The organism is Streptomyces sp. col6, assembly GCF_008042035.1.
GTDB lineage: Bacteria > Actinomycetota > Actinomycetes > Streptomycetales > Streptomycetaceae > Streptomyces.
The window spans coordinates 644,919-669,568 of sequence record NZ_RDBL01000029.1; the positions used below are offsets into that span (position 1 = coordinate 644,919).

Sequence of the window (24,650 nt, forward strand, 5' to 3'; positions counted from 1 at the left end):
CGGAGAGTTCCGGCCACCGGCACACGGCTTTCAGGCCGCGGGCCGCGCGGTCGGCAGGGCCGCGGCCCCGTCCTTGGTCACACGAGTGGCGCCGAAGTAATCGGGCGTATCGATCTTGTCGAACCGGATGACCGCACCAGTGTACGGAGCGTTGATCATGTATCCGCCCCCGACATAGAGGCCGACGTGATGAATGGCACGCGAATTGGTCAGATCGTCGGAGAAGAACACCAGGTCGCCGGGGAGCAGTTCGTCCCGCGAGGGGTGCGGCCCGGCGTTGTACTGGTCGTTCGCCACGCGGGGCAGCTCGATGTCCACGGAGCGGTACGCGGCCTGCGTCAGCCCCGAGCAGTCGAACCGCCCGCCCTGCTCGGGCGTGCCGTTGCCGCCCCACAGGTACTTGGTGCCGAGCTTCTTCTGCGCGAAGTAGATGGCCCCGGCCGCCTGCTGGGAGGGCTGCACCCGCCCGACGGGCCGGGCGAAACTCTTCTCCAGCGACCGGATGATCTTGACGTAGTTCTCGGTCTCGGAGATGTCCGGAACACCGCCCGCCCTGATCACCCGGTACGCCCCCGCGTTGTAGGCGGCGAGCATGTTGTCCGTGGCGTCCCCGGGCACCTTCTTCACATACCCGGCGAGCTCGCAGTCGTAGGACGCGGCGGAGGGGATGGCGTCGGCGGGATCCCACACGTCCCGGTCCCCGTCCCCGTCCCCGTCGATGCCGTGCCCGGCCCAGGTCCCGGGGATGAACTGCGCGATGCCCTGCGCGGCGGCGGAGCTCTCGGCGCGCGGGTTCCAGCCGCTCTCCTGGTAGAGCTGGGCGGCGAGCAGGGCCGGGTTGATGGCGGAACAGAGGTTGCCCCACTTCTGCACCAGCCCCTGATACCTGGCCGGCACCGCCCCCTTGGCCAGGTATCAGGGGCTGGTGCAGAAGCCCTTGGCCAGGGCCACGGCCCCCCCGCCACCACCACCGGCGAGCCCGGCGGCGGCGGAGTACGTACCGACGACGAGCAACGCCACAAAACACACGGCGGCCCCGACGCCACCCCCCACGGCCCACCAGAATCTGCGCACCCGTCAACCTTCCCCCATCGAGCCCGGGTTCGGCAGTGTTTTCGACGGTGCGTACGAGTCAGTGGGGGGCGCACACTCCCCATCCCCAACGCTCAGGACGCCCCGGCAGACCAGAACGGGTCGCGGACGTTGGGCCTGGGGATGATCTCGGCACCCGCATAGCTGGGCCCGTTTGGTTTGGACGCTGGCCCAGCGACCTCCGATTCTTGGACACATGGGCTATCAACCTCAAAGAACACCTGCCCCTCGCCTCCGACGATGAGACTCACTCCGAAGCCATCCTTCGTCTCCGCGAAAACCGCTGGCACATCCGCATCTCTATTCACAGCCTTGATCTTGTATTGACTCTTATGCCAGAAGCGATCAACCAGGCCCAAAAAGCTTCCACGCCGCTCTGCAGAGATCACCGTCATGACAACCCTCCTTCGAGTCACATCACAACTCCCTGTGGTTGTTGGCCCGTGCGTCCACTGCACCGCAGGCTGAATCGCGGCGAAGACTTCGTCGAGCAACCCGTCTGCACGTTCCGCTGCGTCCTGCATGTTCATGCTTGACATCCCGTCTACACCCACGACTCCGCCACCAGCGCACGCAGTAACCAAAGCACACGAAATCATCACCGCTGCTAGGTTCGCTTTGCGAAGGATCACCGATACTCCTCGGTCTTCAATTTATCCGCCCGTCCGGCCACCACGAGGGCAATATTGTGAGCCGACACCGTGTCTCGTTTAGGATCAGAGACGAAGTAATCGGAATGCGCATCGAGAGACAAGCCTCCGCCGCTGACTAGCCTTGGCCCCTCATTCACTTGGAAGCGCTGAGCACCAAATGCCCTACTGGCAGGATCGCGCCCAAACCACAAGTCGTCATCGCCTTGATCAGAGATTTCACCGAGGGCGCCACCAGCAACAGGCCCACCGACGGCTAGCCCGATTGCACCAATTACCGTCTGCTGCTTCGATGGAATCTTGGTCACAACATCATTTTCTGCCGCACCAACGAATACATGGTCTGCACCTACACCCAGATCCTTGGCATGGTCGACTCCGACGCCAGGACTGCCGACCAGAACGATTTCATCGGCACCTGGAATCCCACCTTCGAACTGCGTGGCAGCCCCCACTGTCCGAGAGCCGTACGAGTGACCGATCACCGTCAGATGGGGGTCCCTATTGTCATTTGTTGCCGAGATTCCTCCCATGAATCCATTCAGCAACTCCCCACCCTTTTCAGCCCTCGCGTCACCGGCAACATCAAGGCTGTTTAGCCAATCCGGCGTCTGCGGCGCGTCGTAACCGAGCCAGGCAACCGTCGAAGTCGAAGAGTCCAGGTAGCGAGCCCCGATGGCGGTGTCCCGAGCTCGCTTCAGGTCACCTTTTGCGAATTCCAAATCCAGCGACGTGTTCAAACCCGGGACATATGTAGCAACGTTTTTAGCCGTGTCTGGGTTGCCGAAGGCAACAATCGCCCGACCGTTCCCCTCGTCCCCTACGCCCAACAAGTACATGCGCGGGTCCCCGGCCTGGCCGCCCGCCGCCAGCTGGCGGTCGATCTCGCGCAGCCCCGCCAACCGCACCTGCGACGTCTCGTCGTCCCGCCCCTCCAGCTTCCCGATCAGAAGCTGGAGGTTGTCGCGGTTGGCCGTGTCGCGGACCAGCGACGGGATGCCGTCCAGGTTGCCGATCTGGTCCGGGTACACCGCGAGGTACTCCTCGCGCTGTTCGTCCGTCAGGTGCTCCCACCACTCCCGCCGCGCCGCCGGCGTCGCGTCACGCGGGATACGGGACTTGAGGTACCCGCGCGCAGCCACCCGTACCGCCGCCGCGTCCCCCGCCGCGTCGGTCCACGTGCGGTCCGGGACCGTCAGGCCCTCCTCCGCCTTGAGCCGGCGCAGCACGCGGGTGAAGCGCCAGTCGATCTCGGACGCCGTGCGGACCGCCTTCGCGACCCGGTCCGCGATGTCCTGCGCCTTCGCCGCGTTCGGGTTCGGGGCGACCAGCCCCGACGCCGGGAAGACGCCGGGCGCCGTGGTCACCCGCGCCGTGCCACCCGGCAACGGCGCCCCGTCGACCAGCCCCGCACCCCCGGCGGGGTACGTCACCGAGCCGTCCGCGTGCACCGTGAACTTCAGCGCCTCCGCATCCTCCAGCGCCCGCCGCAGCACGGTCTGCTGCACCCGCATCTCGTGCGCGAGGCTGTTCAGCGCGGTACGGATCAGCCCGCACTCGGTGTAGACGTACTGCAGGTTCCGGCCCATCCGCCGCAGCCGGCCGACCGCCGCGTCGGCCGCCGCACCGTGCTGGCTCTCGCGCAGACCGGCCAGCAGCTGCTTCTCGATCCGGTCCCGCCCGGCGTCCGCCCGGTTGCTCGCCCGGCCCCAGCCGTCGGCCGCGCCCTCCAGCTCGGCGCACTTGATGTCGCGCAACTGGGCCCACGTCAGCGTGGCGGCCGGCGCCGTCATCGCTCGACCCCGTGGGTCCGGCGCGCGACGGGCGAGAAGGACGACCGCACGGACTCATTGGTCTCGCCCTGCGCCCGCGCCACGGCGCGAAGGTTCCCCGCCAGCGCCCCGCACTCGTGGCGGGCGGTCTCGAAGCGCCGGACCCAGGACTCCTGGACGGCGCCCAGCTCGGCCAGGGCGCTCAGACCGGCGGTGCCGGCGATCAGCCCCTCGTGCGCCGTCGTCAGTTCCGTGCGCACGGGGCCGAGATGGGCCCCCATTCCCTCCGCACCCCCGGCGGCCCGCAGCCACGCGCCGCCGCTGTGCCGCAGCTCCTCCCCGGCGGCGGAGCCGCCCCCGCCCCCGCCACCCGCAAGATCGCTCAGTCTCAGCCGCGCACCGCTCACTGTTCGCCCCGTTCTTGATCGTGAAGATCGTGGAGCGGCACTGTGCCAAACGCGGCAACCGCGACACGCCGGACACCGGCACGCCGGGGAGCGGGGATCACCCCGCTCCCCGGACCTGCCAACGCCTCGCCCCCGCCGACGGATCACCCGAACGGTGGACCGGCGCTACCGTCCGTACGTCCGCGGGTCCTCCCTGGTCAGCCGGTCCAGCGCCGCCGCCGCACGGTCCTCCGGCGAGGTGCCGTCCTCCGGGACGCGCCAGAGGATCTGCCGCGCGGTGCCGTCCTCGGCGTCGTACAAGAGGCTGATCACGGTCACCTCGGGGTCGCTGAAGGCCGTACCGGTCCAGCCGAGCCGGACGTTCCACCGGGTGAGGAGGTCCGGCCGGCCGCGCAGTCCGGCGACGGTCAGCCGGGCGGCCCGGCGGGCGGGCCATGCCCAGCTGTCGTCGCCCTCCGCGCGGGCGATCTCGGCGTCGTACGCGGCGGCCTCGAAGCGGATCTCCGGCATCTCGCGTTTACCGCCGGGCGGGACCGGGCAGCGCCACCCGCCCCAGACGACCTGGTCCCCGTCGCGCCGGACGGTGACATACAGCGCTCCGCAGCAGCCCTCGGTGCAGTACGCCTCCGCGAGCTGCACCTCGCGGGGCTCGTCCGTGGCCCGCAGGAGCCCGGTGTCGAGCAGTTCCTCCGGCGCGTTGGCGGGCCCCCGGCCGAAGTACTCCGGCACGAGCGGGCGCCCGTCGACCAGGATGCGCGCCTCGACCGTCGCCCGGTCGGCGGGATCGCGGTCGTGGATCTCGATGCGCAGCCGCGCAGAAGGGGCGTGCGGGGAGCGCAGCACGTACGCCCGCGTGCGCCGGATCCACGCGAGCCTCCGGCGCACGCCGGGATCGTCGCTCTCCCGGTCCGGCAGCGTCTGCCACGCGGGCCGGTTCAGGACGGCCGTCAGCTCCGACAGCGCCGCCTCCCTCCGCCCCGGCCCCCAGTCGTGGAGCATCGCGGGCCCCGTACGGAGTTCCTGGACGGCGGACAGCAGGAGCGCCTGGTGGTCGGGCGTGGGCGGGAGGAGACCGGCACCCCGCGCGAGTTCCCCGTAGGCGCGAGGGCCGTCGGGATAGGAGAGGATCTCGGGCTGGTAGTCGTGCAGCGTGGTCATGCGGAACAGCAGCCGGCCCGCCTGGGCGACCAGTGCGGCACCCTTCGGGGCCGGCAGCTCATGGACCACCGGCAGCAGCTCCGCCAGCCTGGACGCCTCCGCGACCCTCCGGGCCACCTCGGGCGACACATCCCCGGGCAGCGCGACGACCCGCTCCCGTATGGCGGCACGGTCACCGGAGTCGAGTGCGGCGAGCAGCGGCCGGAGTTCGGGCGCCCCGTTGTGGTCGCGCAGAGCGAGCACTGCGGCAGCCGGTCTGTCGATGGCGTCGAGCGCGTGAACAACGGGACGTACGAGGGTCCGCAGCAGGCCGAGCGTACGGAGATACGGCACATCCTCCGGTTCACCGAGCCCGGCCAGCAGGACGAGACCGGTGCAGACGGCCTGGTAGCCGGTGCCCGTACGCACCAGAACACGCGCCAGGGCCCGCCCCCGCTCCTCGTTCTCCACCGGCAGCCCGGCGACGAGAGGACGCAGGGTGCGGTGCCGGACGGGCGGGTCCATGGCCGCCAGCCGCCGGTGCACCTCCGCCGCCGACTCGACGGCGTCCGGGGCGACCAGCAGCGGACCCAGCAGGCGGGCCAACTCGTCCCTGGTCCGGGTGAAGTCACGGCTCGGCCGGTTGGACGGGACGGGGCGGGGAACGGGTGGTGCCGCGTCCGCCAGGCACCACTCGCCCTCGGGCTCGGCGTTCCGGACGTGCAGCGCGCACGCGTACAGGGACAAGGGCCGGGAAGTGAGCGCTCCACGCTCTTCCTGGGCGCTCAACGGGCGGGGTGGTTCTCGATTCCATAGGTCATGGCCCGGAGTCTGGCAGAGCTCCGCCACGGGTGCCAGCGTTTTCCACCGGGCGCGGTCCGCACCGCTCCGCCCCGCCGAGCCGGAAGAATGCGCACCCATGAGCTCATCGTCCCCCTCCCCCAGCTTCTGGCACCGGCCCATGGTGGCCCGCAGCGCCGACGAGCAGCACCGCGCCTCGACGATGCTGGAGCTGTTCTTCGACCTCTGCTTCGTCGCCGCCGTCGCCCAGGCGGCCTCCGCGTTCGAGCACGAACTCGCCGCGGGCCGCATCGGCCACGGCGTCCTCGGCTACGCCATGGTGTTCTTCGCGATCTGGTGGGCGTGGATGAACTTCACGTGGTTCGCCTCCGCGTACGACACCGACGACGTCCCGTACCGGCTGCTGACGCTCGTACAGATCACCGGCGCGCTCGTCCTCGCGGCGGGCGCGCCCGAGGCACTGGAGCACGAGGACTTCACCGTCATCACCTGGGGCTACGTGATCATGCGGCTCGCCATGGTCACCCAATGGCTGCGCGCCGCACGCGCGGACCGGGAGCGTCGCCGCACCTGCCTGGCGTACGCGGGCGGGATCCTCCTGGTGCAGATCGGCTGGGTCGTACGGCTGGCCCTGCCCGAGGACACCGGGCTCGCCACCTTCGCTGTCCTGGTGGTGGCGGAGATCGCCGTTCCCGCCCTGGCGGAACGCAAAACCACCACCACCTGGCATCCGCACCACATCGCCGAGCGGTACGGCCTGTTCACCCTGATCGTGCTCGGCGAATCCATCACCGCAGCCACCGGAGCCGTCCGCACGGCCCTGGACACCCACGCGGCGCTCGGCGACCTCGCCGCCCTGGTGGCGGGCGGGCTGCTGACGGTGTTCGCCCTGTGGTGGCTCTACTTCGCACAGAGCGCGCCCCGGCTGCTGACGAGCCTGCGCACAGCGCTGCTGTGGGGGTACGGGCACTACCTCGTCTTCGCGTCGGCGGCGGCCGTCGGCGCCGGACTGGCCCTCAACGTCGCGCACACCGAGGGCCACGGCCACATCTCCGACCGCACGGCGGCGGCCGTCTACACCGTCCCTGTCGCCGTGTTCATCGCCCTCGTGTGGCTGCTGCACCACCGCACCGCCGAACTGCGCCGCGCGGCCGACGTCCTGCACCCGGTGGCGGTGCTCGCGGTCCTGGCGGCCACGTTCGCCCCGTCCCCCATCCTGACGACGGGCATCATCACCGCGCTCCTCATCGCGGCGACCCTGCTCCTGGCCGCCAGGAAGCGGTGACCGCGGGCCCTCAGCGGCCGGCCCGCGCCACCTGTCCCGGCAGGACGATTCCCTGCGCGTGGGCGGTCCCTCCCGGCCGCAGCGTCCAGGGCACCGGGGGCGTGGAGGTCAGCCAGCCCTCGGTGATGAGGGTGCTCACGATGACCCCGCGCAGCTCCCTCGGCAGCTTCTTCCACCCCAGCCCCTTGCACAGCTGGCCGTACGACGGCCCGTGGCCGTGCCCCGTACGGAACGCCACGGTGAACAGAGCGGCCTCGCGACCGCAGTCCCGGTGGGCCGCCCGCCAGGTGTCGTAGGCGTCGAGGGCGGACCGGGGCATGGGCAAGGGGGCGGGCGGCGTCATGAACGCGTTCGCGACCCGGCCGAAGGGAAGGCGGCAGAGCCGGCAGTTCTCGACCGCCTCCGCGTGCCGCAGCAGCGCGGGGCTGACGTCCCCCTTCCACGCCGCCCAGCTGTCCGGCGTCGCCTCGCTGACGGTCGCCGTCTCCCGGGCCGCCCGCCGCTCCTCCGCCTCCCGCGCGGCTGCGGCCACCTCCTCCGGGGTACGGAACAGGCCCGCGAGGTGCCCCACCGCAGGACCGAGCCGGTACGACTGACCGCTCACCTCGGCGAGGAACCCCTTCTCCAGGAGCGTGGGCACCGCCCCGTAGCAGGCGACGGGCAGCTCGTCCGGCGCGTGGCCGACCAGCTCGGCGGAGCAGTGGGCCGCCAGGAACAGCGCGGCCAGCCGGACCGCCGACGACCCCTTCCGTACGGGCTTGGCCAGCCTCGTACGCATGGACCAGCCCGACACCCGCGACCGCGCGTCCTTGCCCAGCGGCAGCACATGGCCGGGCCCGGGGGCCATACCCGGCACGACGATGCCGAAGGGCGTGTCCGGGTCCCCGCCGATCAGCTGCCCGGGGACCTCCCACCCGGCCGCGGCCAGTTCGGCCAGGGCGCCCTCCGGGTCCTCCAGCCGCAGCGACCGCAGATCGGTCCCCGTGATGTTGCCCGCCCCCGACCGCGCGGCCCGGACCGCCACGACGACGGCGAGGAGCTGCGCGTCGACGGAGTCCAGCGGCAGGGCCGCCACGTACGAGAGAAGCGCACGGGCGGCCTCCCCCTGGTGCGGTGTGAGCAGGAAGGGCTGCGGCGGAGCGGCGGCACCGTCCCCGGCGGAAGCGGTCGTCACGGGCGGCACGGCGGACACGACAGGCTTGGGCACATCACATCTAACGGTGATCGGACCGCCGAAGTCACGCACGGCCGGAGGTCTTCCCGAAGAGCCACCCGGTCATGCGTGTCCGGTGGCCCGAACCCGGCCCCCAGGGACGTCAGCGGGACGTCAGGGAGGCGTTAGCAGAACATGAGCGGCGGACGAGAAGCTTCCTGTGTCAGACAGTCCGGAGGGGGAGCGGTTCGCCGCAGGTCCCGGGCCCTGACCGCACCGAGCGACCATTCGACCGCCACAGACTTCGGGGATTCCCATGCGTACGATCCGTAACCGCAAGCGCACCGCCGCCCTCGGCGCCGCCGCCACCGCCGTGCTCGCCCTCGCCCTCACCGCCTGCGGCGGCGACGGCGGCGGCACCAAGGCGGCCGGCCCGGCCGACAACTCCGCCTCGACCAAGGCCACGGTGGCCGCCAAGGACGCCACCAAGGACGACGTCCAGGGCGCCGCCTCCGACGGCGCGAAGACGGGCGGCGGCTCCACGGAGGCGGTCAACTCCAGCTCCGGCAAGTCCACGGGCGGCGCCGCGAAGACGGGCGGCTCGACGAGCGCGGCCACCGGCGGCAACACCAGCGACGACTACGCCTACAAGCACCCCTGCAAGAGCTCGGACCTGTCGGTGCGCGTGTACGCCCGCGAGGGTTCGGCCACCCAGCACGTGATCGAGGTCAACAACACCGGCAAGAACTCCTGCGGCCTGAGCTACTTCCCGCGCGTCAGCCTGGGCGCATCGAAGGCCACGGACCACAGCGGCGACATCACCCCGCTGGTCCCCGGCGGCCTGGGCGGCGCCCCGGCGTACCCCGTCAAGCCGAAGACCGCCGCGATCGCCGTGATCGACCTCAACCCGGGCGGCGGCAACGGCGTGACCTGGGTCAACGAGCTGAACGTGCTCGCCGACGGCGACCACATGCCCAACGCCGAGCAGCTCAACTTCCCCCTCGGCCCGGACGTGAAGGTCGGCACCCCGAAGCTCGGCCTGTACGAGCGCTCCGTCGCCGACGCGGTGGCCTCCATGAAGCAGGCGAACACCAAGTCCTGACCCGGACGCGCCGTGGCGGACGGCGACGCAGCACTCGGGCCCTCGGGCGGACCACGACGGTCTGTCCGAGGGCCCCGTTACGATCCCGGCATGCCTGCCTTCCGCGACTTCAACTTCAAGCTGCTCGTCATCGAGAAGCTCATGTACGACGACGAGACGCTCACCCCGGCGTTCCGCATAGCCGACTGCCTGAAGGCGAAGGGCATCGACGACCCGCAGACCTACGCCTACGACAACGACCTCGCGTTCACCGTCCTCGACGAGGCCCGCACCCACTTCGAGGCGCTGGAGATCAGCCCGGAACTGCTGGCGACCGTGGAGACGCTGGACCTCGACGGCGGGCTCCAGGTGTACCAGGAGTGCTCCCCGGTCTGGGACGGCGAGGACGACCTCTACGACGTACGCTCGCTCGACGACCTCGACCTGCTGCCCAACCTGCGCCTGATCAGCGGCGTCGACGACTGCGGCATGGGCGCCGCCTTCGACCCCGACATCCTCGCGAGCCGCGGCATCGCCACCGACTGACGGCCCGTGAGCGGGCCGCGCCCGGCCCTCGCTCCCGTACGTGTCCGGCGTGCCCGCTGCGGGAATGATCACTCGCATGAAAGAGGACAAGAGGGACGTCACAAGCAGCACGCCGGGTCAGATCCTGCACTGGAACTTCTTCATAGGCGGCCACCTCAGCGCCTCCGTACCCGTACGACTCGTCGAGCGCACGGACGCCGGACAGCTGGTGTGGATGAAGTCGGGCACCCCGATGTGGCGCACCGCCCTGCCGCGCGGGGTCAGCCACCTGCGGGACATCGACCCGCACGAACGCCCTCCCGGAGGCTTCCCCGTGGTCGCGGGCCGCTGGCCGATGGGCGACGCCCTCTTCTACCAGCCGCGCGGGGCCGCGCACTCGGTGCTGTGGCTGTTCGGCCGCAGACACACGTTCCGCGGCTGGTACGTCAATCTCGAACGGCGCGTCCATCACGGCGCCGACATCGACATCACCGACCACGAGCTGGACATCAACGTCGCGCCGGACCGGACGTGGTGCTGGAAGGACGAGCAGTCCTTCGCGGAGAAGACCGGCCACCCCGCGTACTGGACGGCCGAGGAAGCGCTCGCCATCCGGTCCGAGGGAGCGACGGTCGCACAGCTCGCCGAGGCCGGAACCTTTCCCTTCGACGGCTCCTGGTGCGACTTCCGGCCACCGTCCTCGTGGAAAACCCCGTCCCGGCCACCGGTCCCGCGCCATCCGCTGCTCCGACCGACGCCCTGAACAGCAGGGTTCGACCACTTTGCGGCATCTCGGCCGGTCTGGCGTGATGACGATCATTGCCCGACGTCACTCTCCGTGATACACAGAGTAACCATACGTATTTCGCCCATACACCGATTCGATCCGCAGGTCAGGGCGGTCAGACCGGTCAAATGTGCGAGATCCGGGTAAAGAGAGCCGTGAAGTCGTCGTACGAAACCAGTTTCATCAGCGAAGATAGAGAGTGACCCGTGCCGTGCGGCACGGGCGCCGAACTACCCAACAGGGGCGGTGACTTACATGATCCTGGCAGCTGAAAAGGGCGACATCACCACCATCATCGGCGGAATCGCCCCGAACTGGGGTCCGTTCGGGACCCTCGGCAACGAGGCCCGCGTGATGATCGAGGTAGTGATGGCGATCGCCATCCTGCTCTGCCTCGGCATCGCGGTCTGGGGAGCGGCCAAGCAGCGGATCGGCGCGACGGCTCTGCGCGACACGTTCAGCGCGGAACAGGGCAAGGGGCTGATCGTGGCCGGCCTGACCGGTGTGTTCATCATCGGATCGCTCGGCACCCTGTTCACCATTGTGTACGGGATGGCCGTCTGACCGCGCGTCACCCCACCCGGGCCGTCCCGCCCCACCCCTCCCATCCGTCCGTCGTGCCCACCGGCAGAGGTTGCGTACCCCTGATGTCGAGTCACCACACCGCGTCCGCGCGGAGAGCAGCACGGCTACCGTCGTACTACGACACGGTCCGAGCAACGGTTGAGGGGGCGTACGCGGCATGAGTCTCGGCGACGAGGACGGCTACGGCAAAGACGCGGGACGCACGAGCGACGCCTACAGCACCATCGGCGGCACCCGTCAGACCCGCACCCGCCTCCCCGACGGCCCCACCGGCGACGGCCCCCGCCGCCCGGCCCGCAACTCACGCTCCCTCATCACGTTCGCCGGCGTGGTGATCCTCCTCCTGGGCGCCATCGCCTTCGCGAACATGGGCGGCGACGACGGCTCCTCCCCCAAGTCGGGCACCGGCACCTCCGACAAGGCCGACGCCGCCCCGACGGCAGCGACGGGCACCAAGCCGGTAACAGGCAAGAACGGCACCATCCCTTCGGGCTTCGCCCACGACGAACAGGGGGCGGCGAGCGCGGCGGCGAACTATTCGGTCGTCCTCGTGTCTGCCGACATCCTCAAGCCCGCACAACGCGGGCAGATCGTGCGCGAGGTCTTCGTCGCGGGGAGAGTCGGAGAACTCGAGAGCAAGTTTGACCAGGCGTACAACAAGGACTTCCTCGACAAGGTCGGCCTGGACGAGAACGGCAATGCCAGCGATGGCATGACCTACGTTTCCAGGACAGCACCTGTCGGAACAAAGGTGACCCAGTTCACCGATACCTCCGCCACTGTGGAGGTCTGGTGCACCGGCGTCTTCGGCACAGCAGGCGTCGGCTCCACCAACCCCGTGAGCAACGACTGGTTCACGATGACGCTGAAGCTCCGCTGGGAGAACAACGACTGGAAGGTCGACAGCTTCTCCCAGAAGGACGGCCCGGCACCCGTCAACGCCGACCGCACTGCCTCCGGTGCCGACGAGATCGCCAAGGCTGTCGAGGAGTACGGAGGGTTCACTTATGCCCGCTAAGTCAGGGCACCTGCTCCGGTTGGGCGCAATGCTGGCGAGCATCCAGGCCACCCTGGTGGTCGTCGCGACGCGTGTCACAGCTGCTCCCAGCCCCTCGCCGTCACCTTCGCCGTCCGACGACGGGAAGTGCTCTCTCATCGTCGGCCCCGCCAAGGACTACTGCGAAGGCGGCAACGCCAGCTCGCACAAGTCCACCCCACCCGCCAACACCGACCCCGCCCTCGACCCGCTCACCTCCCTCGGCCGCGGCTGCGCCGACGCCGCCGCGTGGATCGTGGGCAAGCTCAGCGACGCAGTCAAAAGCACCGCCAACGTCGACTTCACGAACACCCGCTTCCTCCAGCAGTACGCCATCGTCTTCGCCGCCTCCACCGTCCTGACGCTCGTCCTCTGGCTCCTCGCCGTCGCCAAACGCGCCATCCGCGGCGTCCCCCTCACCACCGCCATCTCCGAAGCCATCGGCTTCCTCTGGCTCACCGTCCTCGCCTCCGCGTTCACCCCCCTCATCCTCTACACGATCGTCTCCGCCACCGACGGCGTCACCGAAGTCATCGCCTCCTCCTCCGGCGGCCAGACCGACGTCTTCTTCGGGTCCTTCGCCGAAGCACTCAAGAAGGACTCCGACATCGGCGGCGGCCCGATCATGCTGATCGTCGTCTCCCTCGTGTCGATCCTCGCCGCCGGCATCCTCTGGCTCGAGCTCGTCATCCGCGCCGCCCTGCTCTACGTCGGCGCCCTCCTGGGAACCGCCGTCTACGCCGGGCTCGTCGACAAGAACATGTGGGGACACGTACGCCGCTGGGCAGGCATCATGATCGCGGTGATCATGGTCAAGCCCGTCATCGTCGTCGTCCTCGGCCTGGCCGGCGCCCTGTCCTCCGAGGACGGCCCCGACGCGTTCTCCGCCGTGGTCTCCGGCCTCGCCATCATTCTGCTGGCCATCTTCGCCTCCGGCATGATCTACCGCTTCGTCCCCGGCTTCGGCGACGAGATCCAGGGCGCCCGCACCAACCGCAAACAGGCCACCGACGGCTCCCAGGCCGCCGCCATGATCAGCTCCCCCGCCGCACTCGTCTCCCAGGGCATCAAGACCCACAGCAGCCGCGGCGGCGGCCAGGACAACAGCGGCAACACCAGCGGCGGCCGGCCCGCCAACCCGGTCAGCGGCGGCGTCGCCGCCCACAGCTCCCGCAACAGCGGGAGCGGAGTCGGCGGCGGATCTGTCCCCTCCGCCGCACCTCCGCCCCGCAGCGGCTCCGGCCCCACCTCCGGCACCCCCCACAGCAGCCGCGGCACCCGCGGCGGTTCAGGCAGCACAGGTAACAACCGCACAGGAGGTGGCGGGCGTTGAGCACACAGTCCCATCCGATGACGCCCCGCCGTACGTATCTCATCGGCCGCGCCCGGCCGAACGCGATCGTCGGCAAGAACCGCGAGACCGGCGAGATCGCCCTGATCATCGCGGGCGCGTTCCTCGGCATGATGAGCGGCCTGCTCGTCCCCGTCCTCTCCCTGCGCATCGTGCTGCTCACCGGCTTCCCGCTGCTCGCCATCGCCATGGTGTACGTCCCGTACCGGCACCGGACCTTCTACAAGTGGTTCGAGATCAACCGCAGCTACAAGCGCTCCCTGCGCCGTGGCACCGCCTACCGCTCCTCCGCCATGGAGGCCGGCACCCGCGCCGACGGCCGCGAGGTCGAGATCGGCCCGCCCCCCGGCATCGGCCGGATCAACTGGCTCGCCGCCCCCTTCGGCCCCGACGAGATCGCGGTTCTCCTCCACGCCGACCGGCGCACCGTCACCGCCGCCATCGAGATCGAGGGCCCCGGCGTCGGCCTGCGCGACAGCGAGGACCAGGAAGCCCTCGTCGACCGGTTCGGCACCCTGCTCAAGCACGTCGCCAACGGGGACGGCTTCGTCACGCGCCTCCAGATGCTGGCCCGTACGCTCCCCGCCGACCCGGACGCCCACGCCAAGGACGTCGCCCAGCGCGGCGACAAGTCCTCCCCCCACTGGCTCCAGGACTCCTACGACCAGCTCCAGTCCATGGTGTCCACCTCCAGCGAGCAGCACCGCGCCTACCTCGTCGCCTGCATGCACTTCAACCGCGAGCTCGCCGCCGAGGCCAACGCCATGGCCCGCGCCGCCCGCCCGCACGGCGGCCGCAAGCTCGACCGCGACGCCGGACTCGCCGTCGTCATGGCCCGCGAGCTCACCGACATCTGCGCCCGCCTCGCCGAGGCCGACATCCGGGTCCGCCAGCCCCTCGGCCAGAGTCGGCTCGCCTCCCTCGTGCACTCCATGTACGACCCCGACCACCCCATCGACCACATCCAGGCCATGACGAAGCGCAACGCCTGGCCCGCCGAGCTCGACGCCGTCGAGCCCACGTACCTCCAGGCCAAGACCCGCGAATCCTCCACCCGCGCCCCCTGGTGCCACTCCACGGCCTGGGTGAAGGAGTGGCCGATGACCCCCGTCGGCGTCAACTTCCTGGCCCCGCTCCTCGTCCACACCCCCGACGTCATCCGTACCGTCGCCGTCTGCATGGACCTCGAACCCACCGAGATCGCCATCGAGCGCATGCTGACCGAGAAGACCAACGACGACGCCGAGGCCAGCCGCCAGGCCAAGATGAACCGCACCGTCGACCCCCGCGACATCGCCGCCCACGGCCGGCTCGACCAGCGGGGTGAAGATCTCGCCAGCGGCGCGGCCGGAGTCAACCTCGTGGGGTACATCACCGTGTCCTCGCGCTCCCCCGAGGCCCTCGCCCGCGACAAGCGGACCATCCGGGCCTCCGCCGGAAAGTCGTACCTGAAGCTCGAATGGTGCGACCGCGAGCACCACCGCGCCTTCGTGAACACCCTGCCGTTCGCCACCGGCATCCGCCACTGACGGCCAGTCCGCGACACCGAGAGGGAGGTCAGTCACGCCATGCGAGATCCGCTGTCCGCGTTGTCGGACGCCTTTACCGCCTTCCTCTTCGGGAAGGTGGAGACGACCCGGCTGCCCGTCCGCACCTCGACCGGCCAGGCCCAGGCCGTCTACCTGCCCACCGCCGCCCCCGGCCTCGGTGACTCCGGTGTGATCATCGGCCGCGAGGTGTACTCCGGCAAGGGCTACATCTACGACCCCTTCCAGCTCTACGGACAGCAGCTCCCCGCCCCGCACTGGCTGGTCCTCGGCGAGTCCGGGAACGGCAAGTCCGCGCTGGAGAAGACGTACGTGCTCCGCCAGCTCCGCTTCCGCGACCGCCAGGTCGTCGTCCTGGACGCCCAGGGCGAGGACGGCGTCGGCGAGTGGAACCTCATCGCGCAGGAACTGGGCCTCACCCCCATCCGCCTCGACCCCACCTCCGCCCTCAACGGCGGCATCCGGCTCAACCCGCTCGACCCCGCGATCACCACCACCGGCCAGCTCGCCCTGCTGCGCACCATCATCGAGGTCGCCATGGGCCACGGCCTCGACGAGCGCTCCGGATTCGCGCTCAAGGTCGCCCACGCCTACGTCAACGCGACGACGACCGACCGCCAGCCCGTACTGACCGACATCGTCGAGCAACTGCGCCACCCCGAACCCGAATCCGCGCGGGCGATGAACGTCGACATAGACGACGTACGCGCCTGGGGCCTGGACGTCGCCCTCGTCCTCGACCGGCTCGTCGACGGCGACCTGCGCGGCATGTTCGACGGCCCGACGTCCTTCGGCATCGACCTCGACGCCCCGCTGATCGTCTTCGACCTCTCGCACATCGACCGCAACTCGATCGCCATGCCGATCCTGATGGCGATCGTCGGCGTCTGGCTCGAACACACCTGGATCAGGCCCGACCGCAAGAAGCGCATCTTCCTGGTCGAAGAGGCCTGGCACATCATCAACTCGCCCTTCGTCGCACAGCTCTTCCAGCGCCTGCTGAAGTTCGGCCGCCGGCTCGGCCTCTCCTTCGTCGCCGTCGTCCACCACCTCAGTGACGTGGTCGACGGCGCCGCCGCGCGGGAAGCCGCCGCCATCCTGAAGATGGCGTCGACGCGCACCATCTACGCCCAGAAGGCCGACGAGGCCAGAGCCACCGGCCGGGTGCTCGGGCTCCCCCGGTGGGCGGTCGAGATCATCCCCACCCTCACCCCCGGCATCGCGGTCTGGGACGTCAACGGCAACGTACAGGTCGTCAAACACCTGATCACCGAGGCCGAACGCCCCCTCGTCTTCACCGACCGCGCCATGACCGAGTCGTCCACGAGCGACCTGCTCCCCGACGACGTACGAGCCGCCGACCTCGAAGCCGAGGAGCGCGCGGCCAGAATCGAGAACCAGCAGCGGCTGAACGAGTCGTCCGAGTCAACGGTGGCATGACATGGCAGGCAGCGACGGGGCCCGGCCCGGCGACGGCAAAGGGGGTGGCATCCCCGACGGTCTGCTCATCGGACTGCTGGCCTTCCTCCTCGGGGTGACCCTGATGGCCTGGACGGCCACCGGATTCGCCGGCCTGCTCGCCCACGGTGCCTGGCCCGAGGACGTCACCCTGGCCGAGACACCACTCGCGCTGCGCCGACTGCTGGAGGCCCCGCACGACCTGCCCGCCGCCTGGCCGAGCACACCCCCGGGCGAACTCTCCGGGTACGGCCTGTTCTGGGGCCTCCTCATCGGCGAACTGATGGTGTTCGTGGTGCTGTCGGTGTTCGTGATGGGCGTCATCACCCGCTGGCGGGCCGTGCTGGCCCGCCGCCGCGCGGAACGCATCGAGCGGCTGGCACAGTACGAACAGGTACGCAGGGAGGAACGGGCCCGGCGCCGGATTCAGCAGGGCAAGGGCCGCCCCCGCAGACGGCGGGGCAAGCGCCAGGAGTACGCGTACGAGGCAACGCTCCCCGAACCGGAACCGGGAGCCACCCCCGACGCCCTCCACAAGACGGCCCCCGTTCCCTTGGAGCCCGTCACCGAGACCGTGCCCACGGCGATCGACGGACCGAAGAGCCGCCCCGACGAAGGGCGAGTTGATGATGTGCCAGGCCTCTTCGACCAGGAAGATGCGCTTCTTGCGGTCGGGCCTGATCCAGGTGTGTTCGAGCCAGACGCCGACGATCGCCATCAGGATCGGCATGGCGATTCCACTGCGTCCTCGCTGTGTTTTTGCCTGCCAAACCCGAAGGTTTCGCAGGACTTTCAAAGGAACCACCAACCTGCCGAAGCAGGCCGGGGTATCAACATATCTGGCGTTGACTTTTGGCACGCTGTTGAGTTCTCAAGGAACGGACGCTTCCTTTGTACTCACCCTCTCGGGCTTTCCTCCGGGCGCTTCCCTTCGGTCTTGCGTTTCCGACTCTATCAGACTCTTTCGTGTCCGATTCCCGGCCGAAGCGGGTTTCGCTTTCCAGTTCTTCGCTTTCGCGTTTCCCTTTCCGGCGAGTCCGACTCTATCGGATCCTTTCGGGCCTGATTCCCAGTCAGCGGGGCTTGTCCTCCCGGCCGTTGGGCCGTTCCGACGTCCAAAACTCTAGCGGATTTTCCCGGCGGCTCATAATCGGGCCTTCGAAATGAATTTCGGCATGCCGAAATTCTCCCGAACGGGAGATCGTGCTGAGTTTGGTTTGCCGCAGATGCGGCGGGATCGGTTGCCGCAGAACCCTTCAGGCTCCGTGGCAACCCGAAGAACCTTACGGATCGCGTAGAGGCGTGTCAACCCCCTCCCCGGCCGGCCCGATCGTGCGGTTCAGTCCAGGTCGGTGAGGCGGCCGCCGGCGTCCGGCTGAGCGTGCTCCACCCTGCGCAGCAGCCGCGTCAGCATCTCGCCGAGCACCCCCCGCTCCTCGCTCCCGAGGTCCTGGAGCAGGTCCGCTTCGAAGTCGGTGGCCATCCGCATCGCTTCGAGCCACTTCGTACGTCCCTCGTCCGTCAGCTCGACGATGACGCGGACGCGGTTGTTCTCGTCCCGGTCGCGGGTCACCAGCCCCTCGCCGGCCATGCGGTCGATGCGGTGCGTCATCGCGGCCGGAGTGAGGCCGAGCCGCTTGGCGAGTTCGCCCGGCCCCAGTCGGTACGGCTCGCCACCCAGGACGAGGGTCTTGAGGACCTCCCACTCCGCGTTGCTGATGCCGAGCGCGGCGAGCTGTCTCCCGTACGCGACGTTCATCCGGCGGTTCAGCCGGCCCAGGGCGGAGACGACCTGTTCGACCTGGGGGTCCAGGTCGCGGTACTCGCGCTGGTAGGCGGCGATCTGCTCGTCGAGGCTCGGCTCCTCGAGTCCGGGCTCGGTGGTGTCAGACATGGCGCGCAGTATGACACGCCACCCATAGCCGTCGAAGTCCTTCGAGTCGTAGTGTTCAACATCTAACTTTAGTGATAAAGTCTTCGGGTTCGAGTCGTTCGGTTGGGACGACTCTCAGGCACCGAGAGCTTGAGGAAGGTGAGTGTGACCAGGGAAATGGGCGCAGCACTGCGGCGGATCCAGCTGGGCAGCGCGCTGAGCGCGTTCGGGCTCGGGTTCACCGTTCCGTATCTGTACGTCTACGTGGCGCAGGTACGGGATCTGGGCGCCGGTACGGCCGGGATCGTGCTGGCGGTCTTCGCGATGGCGGCGCTCGCCGTCCTGCCGTTCACCGGCCGGGCGATCGACCGTCGCGGCCCGTTGCCCGTACTGGTCGCCGCCTCTGTCGCCGCTTCCCTCGGTGCCGTCGCGCTCGGGCTGTCCTCGCAGGTCACCGCAGCCGTTCTGTCGGCTGCGGTGCTCGGTGCGGGCACCGCCGTCATGCAGCCGGCACTCGCCACCATGCTCGTCCGGTGCACCGGCGCCGCCACCCGTACGCGGGCCTTCGCCATGCAGTTCTTCCTGCAGAACCTGGGCCTCGGCATCGGCGGGCTGGTCGGCGGCCAGATCGTCGACACCAGCAGCCCGGCGTCGTTCACACTGCTGTTCCTCATCGAAGCCGTGATGTTCCTGGTGCTCGGTGCCATCGCGGCGACCGTGCGCATGCCGCGTACCCCCGTGGTCGCGCCGGAGGCGGCGGCCGGGGCACCGGCCGCGGGGGGCGGGCTGCGGGCGCTGCTCTCGCACCGGGCGATGGTGCAGCTGTGCGTGCTGGGCTTCGTGCTCTTCTTCGCCTGCTACGGGCAGTTCGAGTCCGGGCTCGCGGCCTACGGCACCGAGGCCGCCGGGATCGAGCCCTCCACGCTCGGTATCGCACTGGCCGCCAACACCGCCGTCATCGTCGTCGCCCAGTTCGTGGTGCTGCGTCTCGTGGAGCGCCGCCGGCGCACCCGGGTCATCGCCGCCGTCGGTCTGATCTGGGCGTTCGCCTGGATCGTGGCGGGCTACGCGGGCCTCGGGCACGGCAGCCAGACCATGGCGACGGCCGCGATGATCTCGACGTACGCGCTGTTCGGGCTCGGCGAGTCCATGCTGTCGCCGACCGTCGCGCCGCTGGTCGCGGACCTGGCGCCGGAGTCGATGGTGGGGCAGTACAACTCGGCGTTCGCGCTGTGCAAGCAGCTCGCCCTGGCGGTCGGGCCCGCAGTCGGCGGTCCGATGGGGGCCTCGCTGCACGGTCCGTACATCGTGACGTTCGTGCTGTTCTCGCTGGGCATCACCGCGCTCGCGCTGCGGCTCGGCCGACGGCTCACTCCCGTACAGGACCAGCCCACGCTCGCGCGGGTGCCGTCGCGGGTGGTCGCCGTTTCGGTGCCGGAGAGCGCGCCGGCCCCGGTGGCCGCCGCGCGCTGACCGCGCGCGCTACTGCGGCAGGGCGAACTCGCACCACACCGCCTTGCCGCCGCCCGGCGTGCGGCGGCTGCCCCACGACGTGGCGATCGACTCGACGATGGTGATGCCCCGGCCCGCCTCGTCCGCCGGCTCTGCGCGGCGGCGGCGCGGCAGGTGGTCGTCGCCGTCCGTCACCTCGATGATCAGGCGGCGATCGGTGCGGCGCAGGCCCAGACGCATGGGCGGGGTGCCGTGCTGGAGGGAGTTGGCGACCAGCTCCCCGGCGGCGAGCACCCCGAGATCGCACAGCTCCACCGGGAAACGCCACGAGGCGAGCACCCCCGTCGCGAAGGCACGCGCGCGGGGTGCCGCCTCGATGCCGCCGAGCAGGTCGAGCGAGGCGTTGTGGAACAGCTCGGCGGCGGCGCCCGTGCGGGCGGGATGCTGCACGACCAGGACCGCCACGTCGTCGTCGTGCTCCGCGGTGACGTTGAGGGAGCGGATCAGCCGGTCGCACACGACCTGCGGTGCGCCCTTCGCACCGGACAGCGCACGCTCCAGCGCGGCCACGCCCTCGTCGATGTCCTCGCTGCGGCGCTCGACCAGCCCGTCCGTGTAGAGGACGGCGGTGGAACCCGGCGACAACGGGATCGTGCCCGAGGTGTGGAGCCAGCCGCCCGTCCCCAGCGGCGGGCCGATCGGGTCCTCCGCACGGCGGACCGTGCCGTCCTCGTCGCGCACGAGGATCGGCAGATGGCCGGCGGAGGAGTAGACGAGCAGCCCCTCGTTGGGGTCGTGCACGGCGTACGCGCAGGTGGCGATCTGGCTGGCGTCGATCTCGGCGGCGAGTCCGTCGAGCAGCTGGAGGACCTCGTGCGGCGGGAGGTCGAGGCGGGCGTAGGCCCGTACGGCGGTGCGCAGCTGGCCCATCACGGCGGCGGCGCGCACCCCGCGCCCCATGACGTCCCCGATGACCAGCGCGGTGCGGCCCGCGCCGAGCGTGATGACGTCGTACCAGTCGCCGCCGACCGCGGCGTCCGTGCCGCCCGGCTGGTAGGTGGCGGCGATCCGCAGGTCGTCGGGCTGTTCCAGCTCCTGCGGGAGCAGGGAGCGCTGGAGCGTGACGGCGGTCTCGCGGTGGCGGCCCTCGCTGGTGCGCAGCCGCTCGGCGGCCTCGGCGTGGTCGGTGACGTCGGCCGCGTATACGAGGACTCCGCCGTCGCGGCCCCTCTCCTTGTCGGGGCGCACGGGGGTGCAGGTCACGGTGTACGAGCGGCCGTCGGCGGCCTTGCGGGACTTGACCGTGCGCGGCGTCCCGCTGCGCAGGACCTGGTCCATGAGGGGGAGCAGGCCGATCTCGGTCAGCTCGGGCATCGCGTCGGCCGCCGGGGCGCCGCAGGGGCGGGGGCCGAATGCGGCGGTATAGGCGTCGTTGACGTAGGCGATGTGGTGGCCGGGGCCGTGCACCAGGGCGACGAGGGCGGGCAGCCGGCCCAGGATGTCGCGGGCGGAGAGGTCCTCCAGGTCGGGCGCCGAGGGCAGGGGGACGCCGGCGGGCCCGTCCTGCGACGGGCCTGCGCCCGCTTCGGCCCTGCTGTACTCGGCGCGGGCCGCCGGTACGGAGCTGTGGTCCTCCCGGGCGGCGCGACGCTGCGTACCGGGGAGGCGGGCGCTCCAACGCGTGAAGTTCACGGAATTTCTGGCCTCGTGTGTCGGTCTGGTCCGCTCGGGCGGGTGCTTCGTCTGCCGGGGCGTAGGGCGCGTTACCGCGCTCCTGGGGAGGTCTTCGCTGGTCACTGTCGGTTGCTGCCGGCCGGGTCACTCTGTGCAGATGTGGGCCCACCCATGGTCACACGTCCAGTGTGTCGGACCCTACTGACAGTCGTCCCCGTCGGGCCGGGGCTGCCGCCCCGCGGCGAGTTCGAACTCGGCCCTGGGGTGCTCCAGGGAGCCCAGGGAGACGATCTCGCGTTTGAAGAGGCCGGCGAGCGTCCATTCGGCCAGGACGCGTGCCTTCCGGTTGAAGGTGGGGACGCGGCTGAGGTGGTACATGCGGTGTATCAGCCAGGCCGGATAGCCCTTGAGCCTGCGTCCGTAGATGTGCGCGACGCCCTTGTGCAGCCCGAGCGAGGCGACGGATCCCGCGTAGCTGTGCCGGTATTCGGTGAGCGGAGCGCCGTCGAGCGCGGCGACGACGTTGTCGGCGAGGACCTTGGCCTGCCGGACGGCGTGCTGGGCGTTGGGCGCGGTCGTACGGCCGGTTTCACCGGCGGTGAGGTCGGGTACGGCGGCGGCGTCGCCCGCGGACCAGGCGTGCTCGGTCCCTTCGACGGTCAGCCGGGCCGTGCAGCGCAGCCTGCCCCGTTCGTCGAGGGGGAGGCCGGTGGCGGCGAGCAGCGGGGCGGGTTTGACGCCGGCCGTCCACACGAGGGTGCGGGTGGGGAAGCGGGAGCCGTCGCTGAGGACGGCGATCCGGTCCTCGCAGGAGTCGAGCCGGGTGTCGAGGCGTACGTCGATGTTGCGGCCGCGCAGTTCCCGTACCGCGTACCGGCCCAGGGATTCGCCGACCTCGGGCAGGATGCGGCCGGTGGCCTCGACGAGGATCCACTTCAGGTCCTCGGCCTTGATGTTGTGGTAGTACCGCGAGGTGTAGCGGGCCATGTCCTCCAGTTCCGCGAGTGCCTCCACGCCCGCGTAGCCGCCCCCGACGAAGACGAAGGTCAGGGCGGCGTCACGGACGGCGGGGTCGCGGGTGGCGGAGGCGATGTCCATCTGTTCGATGACGTGGTTGCGGAGCCCGATGGCCTCCTCGATCGTCTTGAAACCCACGCCGTGGTCGGCGAGCCCGGGGACCGGCAGGGTGCGCGAGACGGAGCCGGGCGCGAGGACGATCTCGTCGTACTCGATCTCCAGGGCGCCGGTACCGTCCTCGCCGCTGGCCAGCGTGGTGACGGTGGCGGTCCGCTTGGAGTGGTCGACGCTCCGGGCCTCGCCGATGACGATGGTGCAGTGCGGCAGGACCCTGCGCAGCGGTACGACGACATGGCGCGGTGAGATCGAGCCGGCGGCGGCTTCGGGGAGGAACGGCTGATACGTCATATAGGGCTCGGGCGCGACCACGACGATCTCGGCCTCGCCGCTTCTCAGCCGCTGCTTCAGCTTCCGCTGGAGGCGCAGCGCTGTGTACATCCCGACGTAGCCTCCGCCGACGACGAGAACGCGCGTCGCCGGCGGGGGGCCGGGGGGCGTACCCCCGGAAGCTGAAGCCATCACCACCCCATGACGCAACGTGTACCGGAGTTTGTCCACAGCCCCGGCAAATTGTGTGACCGGAGGTTGGCGACGGGCCGTTGGTGCCGGGTGGGCCATTGATGCGCGAGTCCCGCAGGTCAGGCACTGCGCTTCGGGGCAGGGCCCGGGACCAAGTGGTGATCAACCGGTCCTTGCTCCGATCGGGGGGCGCTCCGGGCGGAACTGCCCCCTTCTGAATTGACCCTCGCTCAACTATGTTCGTATGTCGTCGGGGTGTCGGACGGTGACGATCGGTCCACCTCGACTGACACGGCGGGAGTCTCCGGGGGGAGACGTCATAACCGGGGGAACAGTTATGGATATTCAGGAATCGCATTGGCCGACCACTGCTGTCGCGCCTGAAGGAAACGGACACATCGGGGCAGTTGGCACCCTCAACGGGGTGGCAGGCACCACGGCGCCGGCACCTCAGACCACGGTGGGCGCACTGGGCAACGGCGTCGCGTCCGCGCATGCGCGGTCGGCCCCGCTGCGGGTGGACGCGCAGCGCAATCTGGAACACGTACTGCGCGCCGCGCGCGAGGTGTTCGGGGAGCTGGGGTACGGCGCCCCGATGGAGGACGTGGCCCGTCGGGCCAGGGTCGGTGTCGGCACGGTCTACCGGCGCTTCCCCAGCAAGGACGTGCTGGTGCGCCGGATAGCCGAGGAGGAGACCTCCCGGCTGACCGACCAGGCACGGTCCGCGCTCGGCCAGGAGGACGAGCCGTGGTCGGCGCTCTCGCGCTTCCTGCGGACCTCCGTGGCCTCGGGTGCGGGGCGGCTTCTGCCCCCGCAGATACTGCGGGTCGGTGTGGAGGCCGAGGACTCGGTCGTGGCCGGCGAGACCGAGGAGTCCGTGGGGGACGAGCCGCGGGTGCCCCAGCAGCGGCAGGAGGCAGGTACGGCCGCACGCCGGGTGACCGGGCAGCAGTCCGCCCCGGAGACCGGCGGTGAGGACCTGGGCGCCGGTGCGGCCGAGTTGCTGGAGGTCGTGGGACGGCTGGTCGACCGCGCGCGGACCTCGGGCGAGCTGCGCCGCGATGTGACGGTGTCGGACGTGCTGCTGGTCATCGCGACGGCGGCCCCTTCGCTGCCGGACGCGGCTCAGCAGGCGGCGGCCTCGTCCCGGCTGCTGGACATCCTGCTGGAGGGGCTGCGCTCACGGCCGGAGTGACGGACACCGGGCGGGGGGAGGGGCCGCGGTGCCCCTCCCCCCGCCCGTCGCGTGTCAACGCAACCGCTCGCTCCTTCCCCGAATGAGTGCCCCGTAGTGCTCACGCTCGGAGAGAACGCCCCGGATGAGTGGTTGGCAGGACTGGAGGCCCGCCGCATCGGCGCTCTGTGGCACGCTTGCCCGGTATTCAGGG

Annotated in this window: 19 protein-coding genes and 2 pseudogenes; 11 read left to right on the top strand and 10 right to left on the bottom strand. The window is 70.3% G+C overall.

Annotated elements, in window-relative coordinates:
• Positions 1 to 30: 30 nt before the first annotated feature.
• From EAO73_RS32345 to EAO73_RS32365, 5 genes and pseudogenes are all read right to left on the bottom strand, one after another.
• Positions 31 to 1,074, bottom strand: a pseudogene (locus tag EAO73_RS32345) (NlpC/P60 family protein).
• 92 nt (positions 1,075 to 1,166) lie between these two features.
• Complete coding sequence (locus tag EAO73_RS32350; RefSeq protein ID WP_191134303.1) at positions 1,167 to 1,622, bottom strand: hypothetical protein; 456 nt, start codon at positions 1,620 to 1,622, stop codon at positions 1,167 to 1,169.
• A 98-nt stretch (positions 1,623 to 1,720) separates the two neighbouring features.
• Positions 1,721 to 3,535, bottom strand: coding sequence for an alpha/beta hydrolase (locus EAO73_RS32355; protein WP_147975047.1), 1,815 nt, complete (start codon positions 3,533 to 3,535; stop codon positions 1,721 to 1,723).
• Positions 3,532 to 3,921 (bottom strand): hypothetical protein, encoded by a 390-nt coding sequence (locus tag EAO73_RS32360; RefSeq protein WP_224756536.1) that lies wholly within the window; start codon positions 3,919 to 3,921, stop codon positions 3,532 to 3,534. The genes EAO73_RS32355 and EAO73_RS32360 overlap by 4 nt, the downstream gene beginning before the upstream one ends.
• Before the next feature lie 165 nt (positions 3,922 to 4,086).
• Positions 4,087 to 5,805 carry a hypothetical protein gene (locus EAO73_RS32365; RefSeq protein WP_224756537.1) on the bottom strand — a complete coding sequence of 573 codons (1,719 nt, stop codon included), beginning with the start codon at positions 5,803 to 5,805 and terminating at the stop codon, positions 4,087 to 4,089.
• A gap of 172 nt (positions 5,806 to 5,977) precedes the next feature.
• On the opposite strand from EAO73_RS32365, the gene EAO73_RS32370 reads away from it, so the two are divergent.
• Positions 5,978 to 7,144, top strand: coding sequence for a low temperature requirement protein A (locus EAO73_RS32370; RefSeq protein WP_147975048.1), 1,167 nt, complete (start codon positions 5,978 to 5,980; stop codon positions 7,142 to 7,144).
• 10 nt (positions 7,145 to 7,154) lie between these two features.
• Here the strand turns inward: EAO73_RS32370 and EAO73_RS32375 are convergent, their stop codons facing one another.
• Positions 7,155 to 8,318 (bottom strand): hypothetical protein, encoded by a 1,164-nt coding sequence (locus EAO73_RS32375; protein ID WP_147975049.1) that lies wholly within the window; start codon positions 8,316 to 8,318, stop codon positions 7,155 to 7,157.
• A 295-nt stretch (positions 8,319 to 8,613) separates the two neighbouring features.
• On the opposite strand from EAO73_RS32375, the gene EAO73_RS32380 reads away from it, so the two are divergent.
• The 8 genes from EAO73_RS32380 (at position 8,614) to EAO73_RS32415 (ending at position 16,649) form a co-directional block, all read left to right on the top strand.
• Positions 8,614 to 9,399 carry a DUF4232 domain-containing protein gene (locus EAO73_RS32380; protein WP_147975050.1) on the top strand — a complete coding sequence of 262 codons (786 nt, stop codon included), beginning with the start codon at positions 8,614 to 8,616 and terminating at the stop codon, positions 9,397 to 9,399.
• Positions 9,400 to 9,489: 90 nt separating this feature from the next.
• The gene (locus EAO73_RS32385; protein ID WP_147975051.1) at positions 9,490 to 9,924 is read left to right on the top strand and encodes a DUF6892 domain-containing protein; all 435 of its coding nucleotides are present in this window, start codon (positions 9,490 to 9,492) and stop codon (positions 9,922 to 9,924) included.
• 76 nt (positions 9,925 to 10,000) lie between these two features.
• Entirely contained in the window at positions 10,001 to 10,666 is a 666-nt protein-coding gene (locus EAO73_RS32390) for a DUF402 domain-containing protein (RefSeq protein WP_147975052.1), read from the top strand.
• A 279-nt stretch (positions 10,667 to 10,945) separates the two neighbouring features.
• A complete protein-coding gene (locus EAO73_RS32395; protein ID WP_018101695.1) occupies positions 10,946 to 11,254 on the top strand; it encodes a hypothetical protein in 309 nt (102 codons plus the stop codon).
• Between the two features lie 178 nt (positions 11,255 to 11,432).
• A complete protein-coding gene (locus EAO73_RS32400; RefSeq protein ID WP_147975053.1) occupies positions 11,433 to 12,293 on the top strand; it encodes a hypothetical protein in 861 nt (286 codons plus the stop codon).
• 28 nt (positions 12,294 to 12,321) lie between these two features.
• Positions 12,322 to 13,644, top strand: a complete 1,323-nt coding sequence (locus tag EAO73_RS32405; protein ID WP_147975054.1) for a hypothetical protein — start codon at positions 12,322 to 12,324, stop codon at positions 13,642 to 13,644.
• Positions 13,641 to 15,191 (top strand): SCO6880 family protein, encoded by a 1,551-nt coding sequence (locus tag EAO73_RS32410; protein ID WP_147975055.1) that lies wholly within the window; start codon positions 13,641 to 13,643, stop codon positions 15,189 to 15,191. The genes EAO73_RS32405 and EAO73_RS32410 overlap by 4 nt, the downstream gene beginning before the upstream one ends.
• 39 nt (positions 15,192 to 15,230) lie before the next feature.
• On the top strand, positions 15,231 to 16,649 hold the full coding sequence (locus tag EAO73_RS32415; RefSeq protein WP_147975056.1) for an ATP-binding protein: 1,419 nt from the start codon (positions 15,231 to 15,233) through the stop codon (positions 16,647 to 16,649).
• A gap of 583 nt (positions 16,650 to 17,232) precedes the next feature.
• On the opposite strand, the pseudogene EAO73_RS37455 reads toward EAO73_RS32415, so the two are convergent.
• Positions 17,233 to 17,412, bottom strand: a pseudogene (locus EAO73_RS37455) (ATP/GTP-binding protein); the annotation flags it as partial.
• 594 nt (positions 17,413 to 18,006) lie between these two features.
• A complete protein-coding gene (locus EAO73_RS32430; RefSeq protein ID WP_147975057.1) occupies positions 18,007 to 18,561 on the bottom strand; it encodes a MarR family winged helix-turn-helix transcriptional regulator in 555 nt (184 codons plus the stop codon).
• Positions 18,562 to 18,717: 156 nt separating this feature from the next.
• On the opposite strand from EAO73_RS32430, the gene EAO73_RS32435 reads away from it, so the two are divergent.
• The gene (locus EAO73_RS32435; RefSeq protein ID WP_147975427.1) at positions 18,718 to 20,013 is read left to right on the top strand and encodes an MFS transporter; all 1,296 of its coding nucleotides are present in this window, start codon (positions 18,718 to 18,720) and stop codon (positions 20,011 to 20,013) included.
• Positions 20,014 to 20,022: 9 nt separating this feature from the next.
• Here the strand turns inward: EAO73_RS32435 and EAO73_RS32440 are convergent, their stop codons facing one another.
• On the bottom strand, positions 20,023 to 21,684 hold the full coding sequence (locus EAO73_RS32440; RefSeq protein ID WP_147975058.1) for a SpoIIE family protein phosphatase: 1,662 nt from the start codon (positions 21,682 to 21,684) through the stop codon (positions 20,023 to 20,025).
• A 180-nt stretch (positions 21,685 to 21,864) separates the two neighbouring features.
• Positions 21,865 to 23,181, bottom strand: coding sequence for an NAD(P)/FAD-dependent oxidoreductase (locus EAO73_RS32445; protein ID WP_263576321.1), 1,317 nt, complete (start codon positions 23,179 to 23,181; stop codon positions 21,865 to 21,867).
• A 418-nt stretch (positions 23,182 to 23,599) separates the two neighbouring features.
• On the opposite strand from EAO73_RS32445, the gene EAO73_RS32450 reads away from it, so the two are divergent.
• Entirely contained in the window at positions 23,600 to 24,457 is an 858-nt protein-coding gene (locus tag EAO73_RS32450; protein WP_191134304.1) for a TetR/AcrR family transcriptional regulator, read from the top strand.
• The last annotated feature ends 193 nt before the right edge of the window (positions 24,458 to 24,650 follow it).

What these genes read in the sequence shown, in the direction of transcription:
- EAO73_RS32350 (WP_191134303.1), bottom strand. Translation starts at nt 1,622, where the DNA reads ATGAACATGCAGGACGCAGCGGAACGTGCAGACGGGTTGCTCGACGAA.
- EAO73_RS32355 (WP_147975047.1), bottom strand. Translation starts at nt 3,535, where the DNA reads ATGACGGCGCCGGCCGCCACGCTGACGTGGGCCCAGTTGCGCGACATC.
- EAO73_RS32370 (WP_147975048.1), top strand. Translation starts at nt 5,978, where the DNA reads ATGAGCTCATCGTCCCCCTCCCCCAGCTTCTGGCACCGGCCCATGGTG.
- EAO73_RS32380 (WP_147975050.1), top strand. Translation starts at nt 8,614, where the DNA reads ATGCGTACGATCCGTAACCGCAAGCGCACCGCCGCCCTCGGCGCCGCC.
- EAO73_RS32385 (WP_147975051.1), top strand. Translation starts at nt 9,490, where the DNA reads ATGCCTGCCTTCCGCGACTTCAACTTCAAGCTGCTCGTCATCGAGAAG.
- EAO73_RS32390 (WP_147975052.1), top strand. Translation starts at nt 10,001, where the DNA reads ATGAAAGAGGACAAGAGGGACGTCACAAGCAGCACGCCGGGTCAGATC.
- EAO73_RS32395 (WP_018101695.1), top strand. Translation starts at nt 10,946, where the DNA reads ATGATCCTGGCAGCTGAAAAGGGCGACATCACCACCATCATCGGCGGA.
- EAO73_RS32400 (WP_147975053.1), top strand. Translation starts at nt 11,433, where the DNA reads ATGAGTCTCGGCGACGAGGACGGCTACGGCAAAGACGCGGGACGCACG.
- EAO73_RS32405 (WP_147975054.1), top strand. Translation starts at nt 12,322, where the DNA reads ATGCTGGCGAGCATCCAGGCCACCCTGGTGGTCGTCGCGACGCGTGTC.
- EAO73_RS32415 (WP_147975056.1), top strand. Translation starts at nt 15,231, where the DNA reads ATGCGAGATCCGCTGTCCGCGTTGTCGGACGCCTTTACCGCCTTCCTC.
- EAO73_RS32430 (WP_147975057.1), bottom strand. Translation starts at nt 18,561, where the DNA reads ATGTCTGACACCACCGAGCCCGGACTCGAGGAGCCGAGCCTCGACGAG.
- EAO73_RS32435 (WP_147975427.1), top strand. Translation starts at nt 18,718, where the DNA reads ATGGGCGCAGCACTGCGGCGGATCCAGCTGGGCAGCGCGCTGAGCGCG.
- EAO73_RS32445 (WP_263576321.1), bottom strand. Translation starts at nt 23,181, where the DNA reads ATGTACACAGCGCTGCGCCTCCAGCGGAAGCTGAAGCAGCGGCTGAGA.
- EAO73_RS32450 (WP_191134304.1), top strand. Translation starts at nt 23,600, where the DNA reads ATGGATATTCAGGAATCGCATTGGCCGACCACTGCTGTCGCGCCTGAA.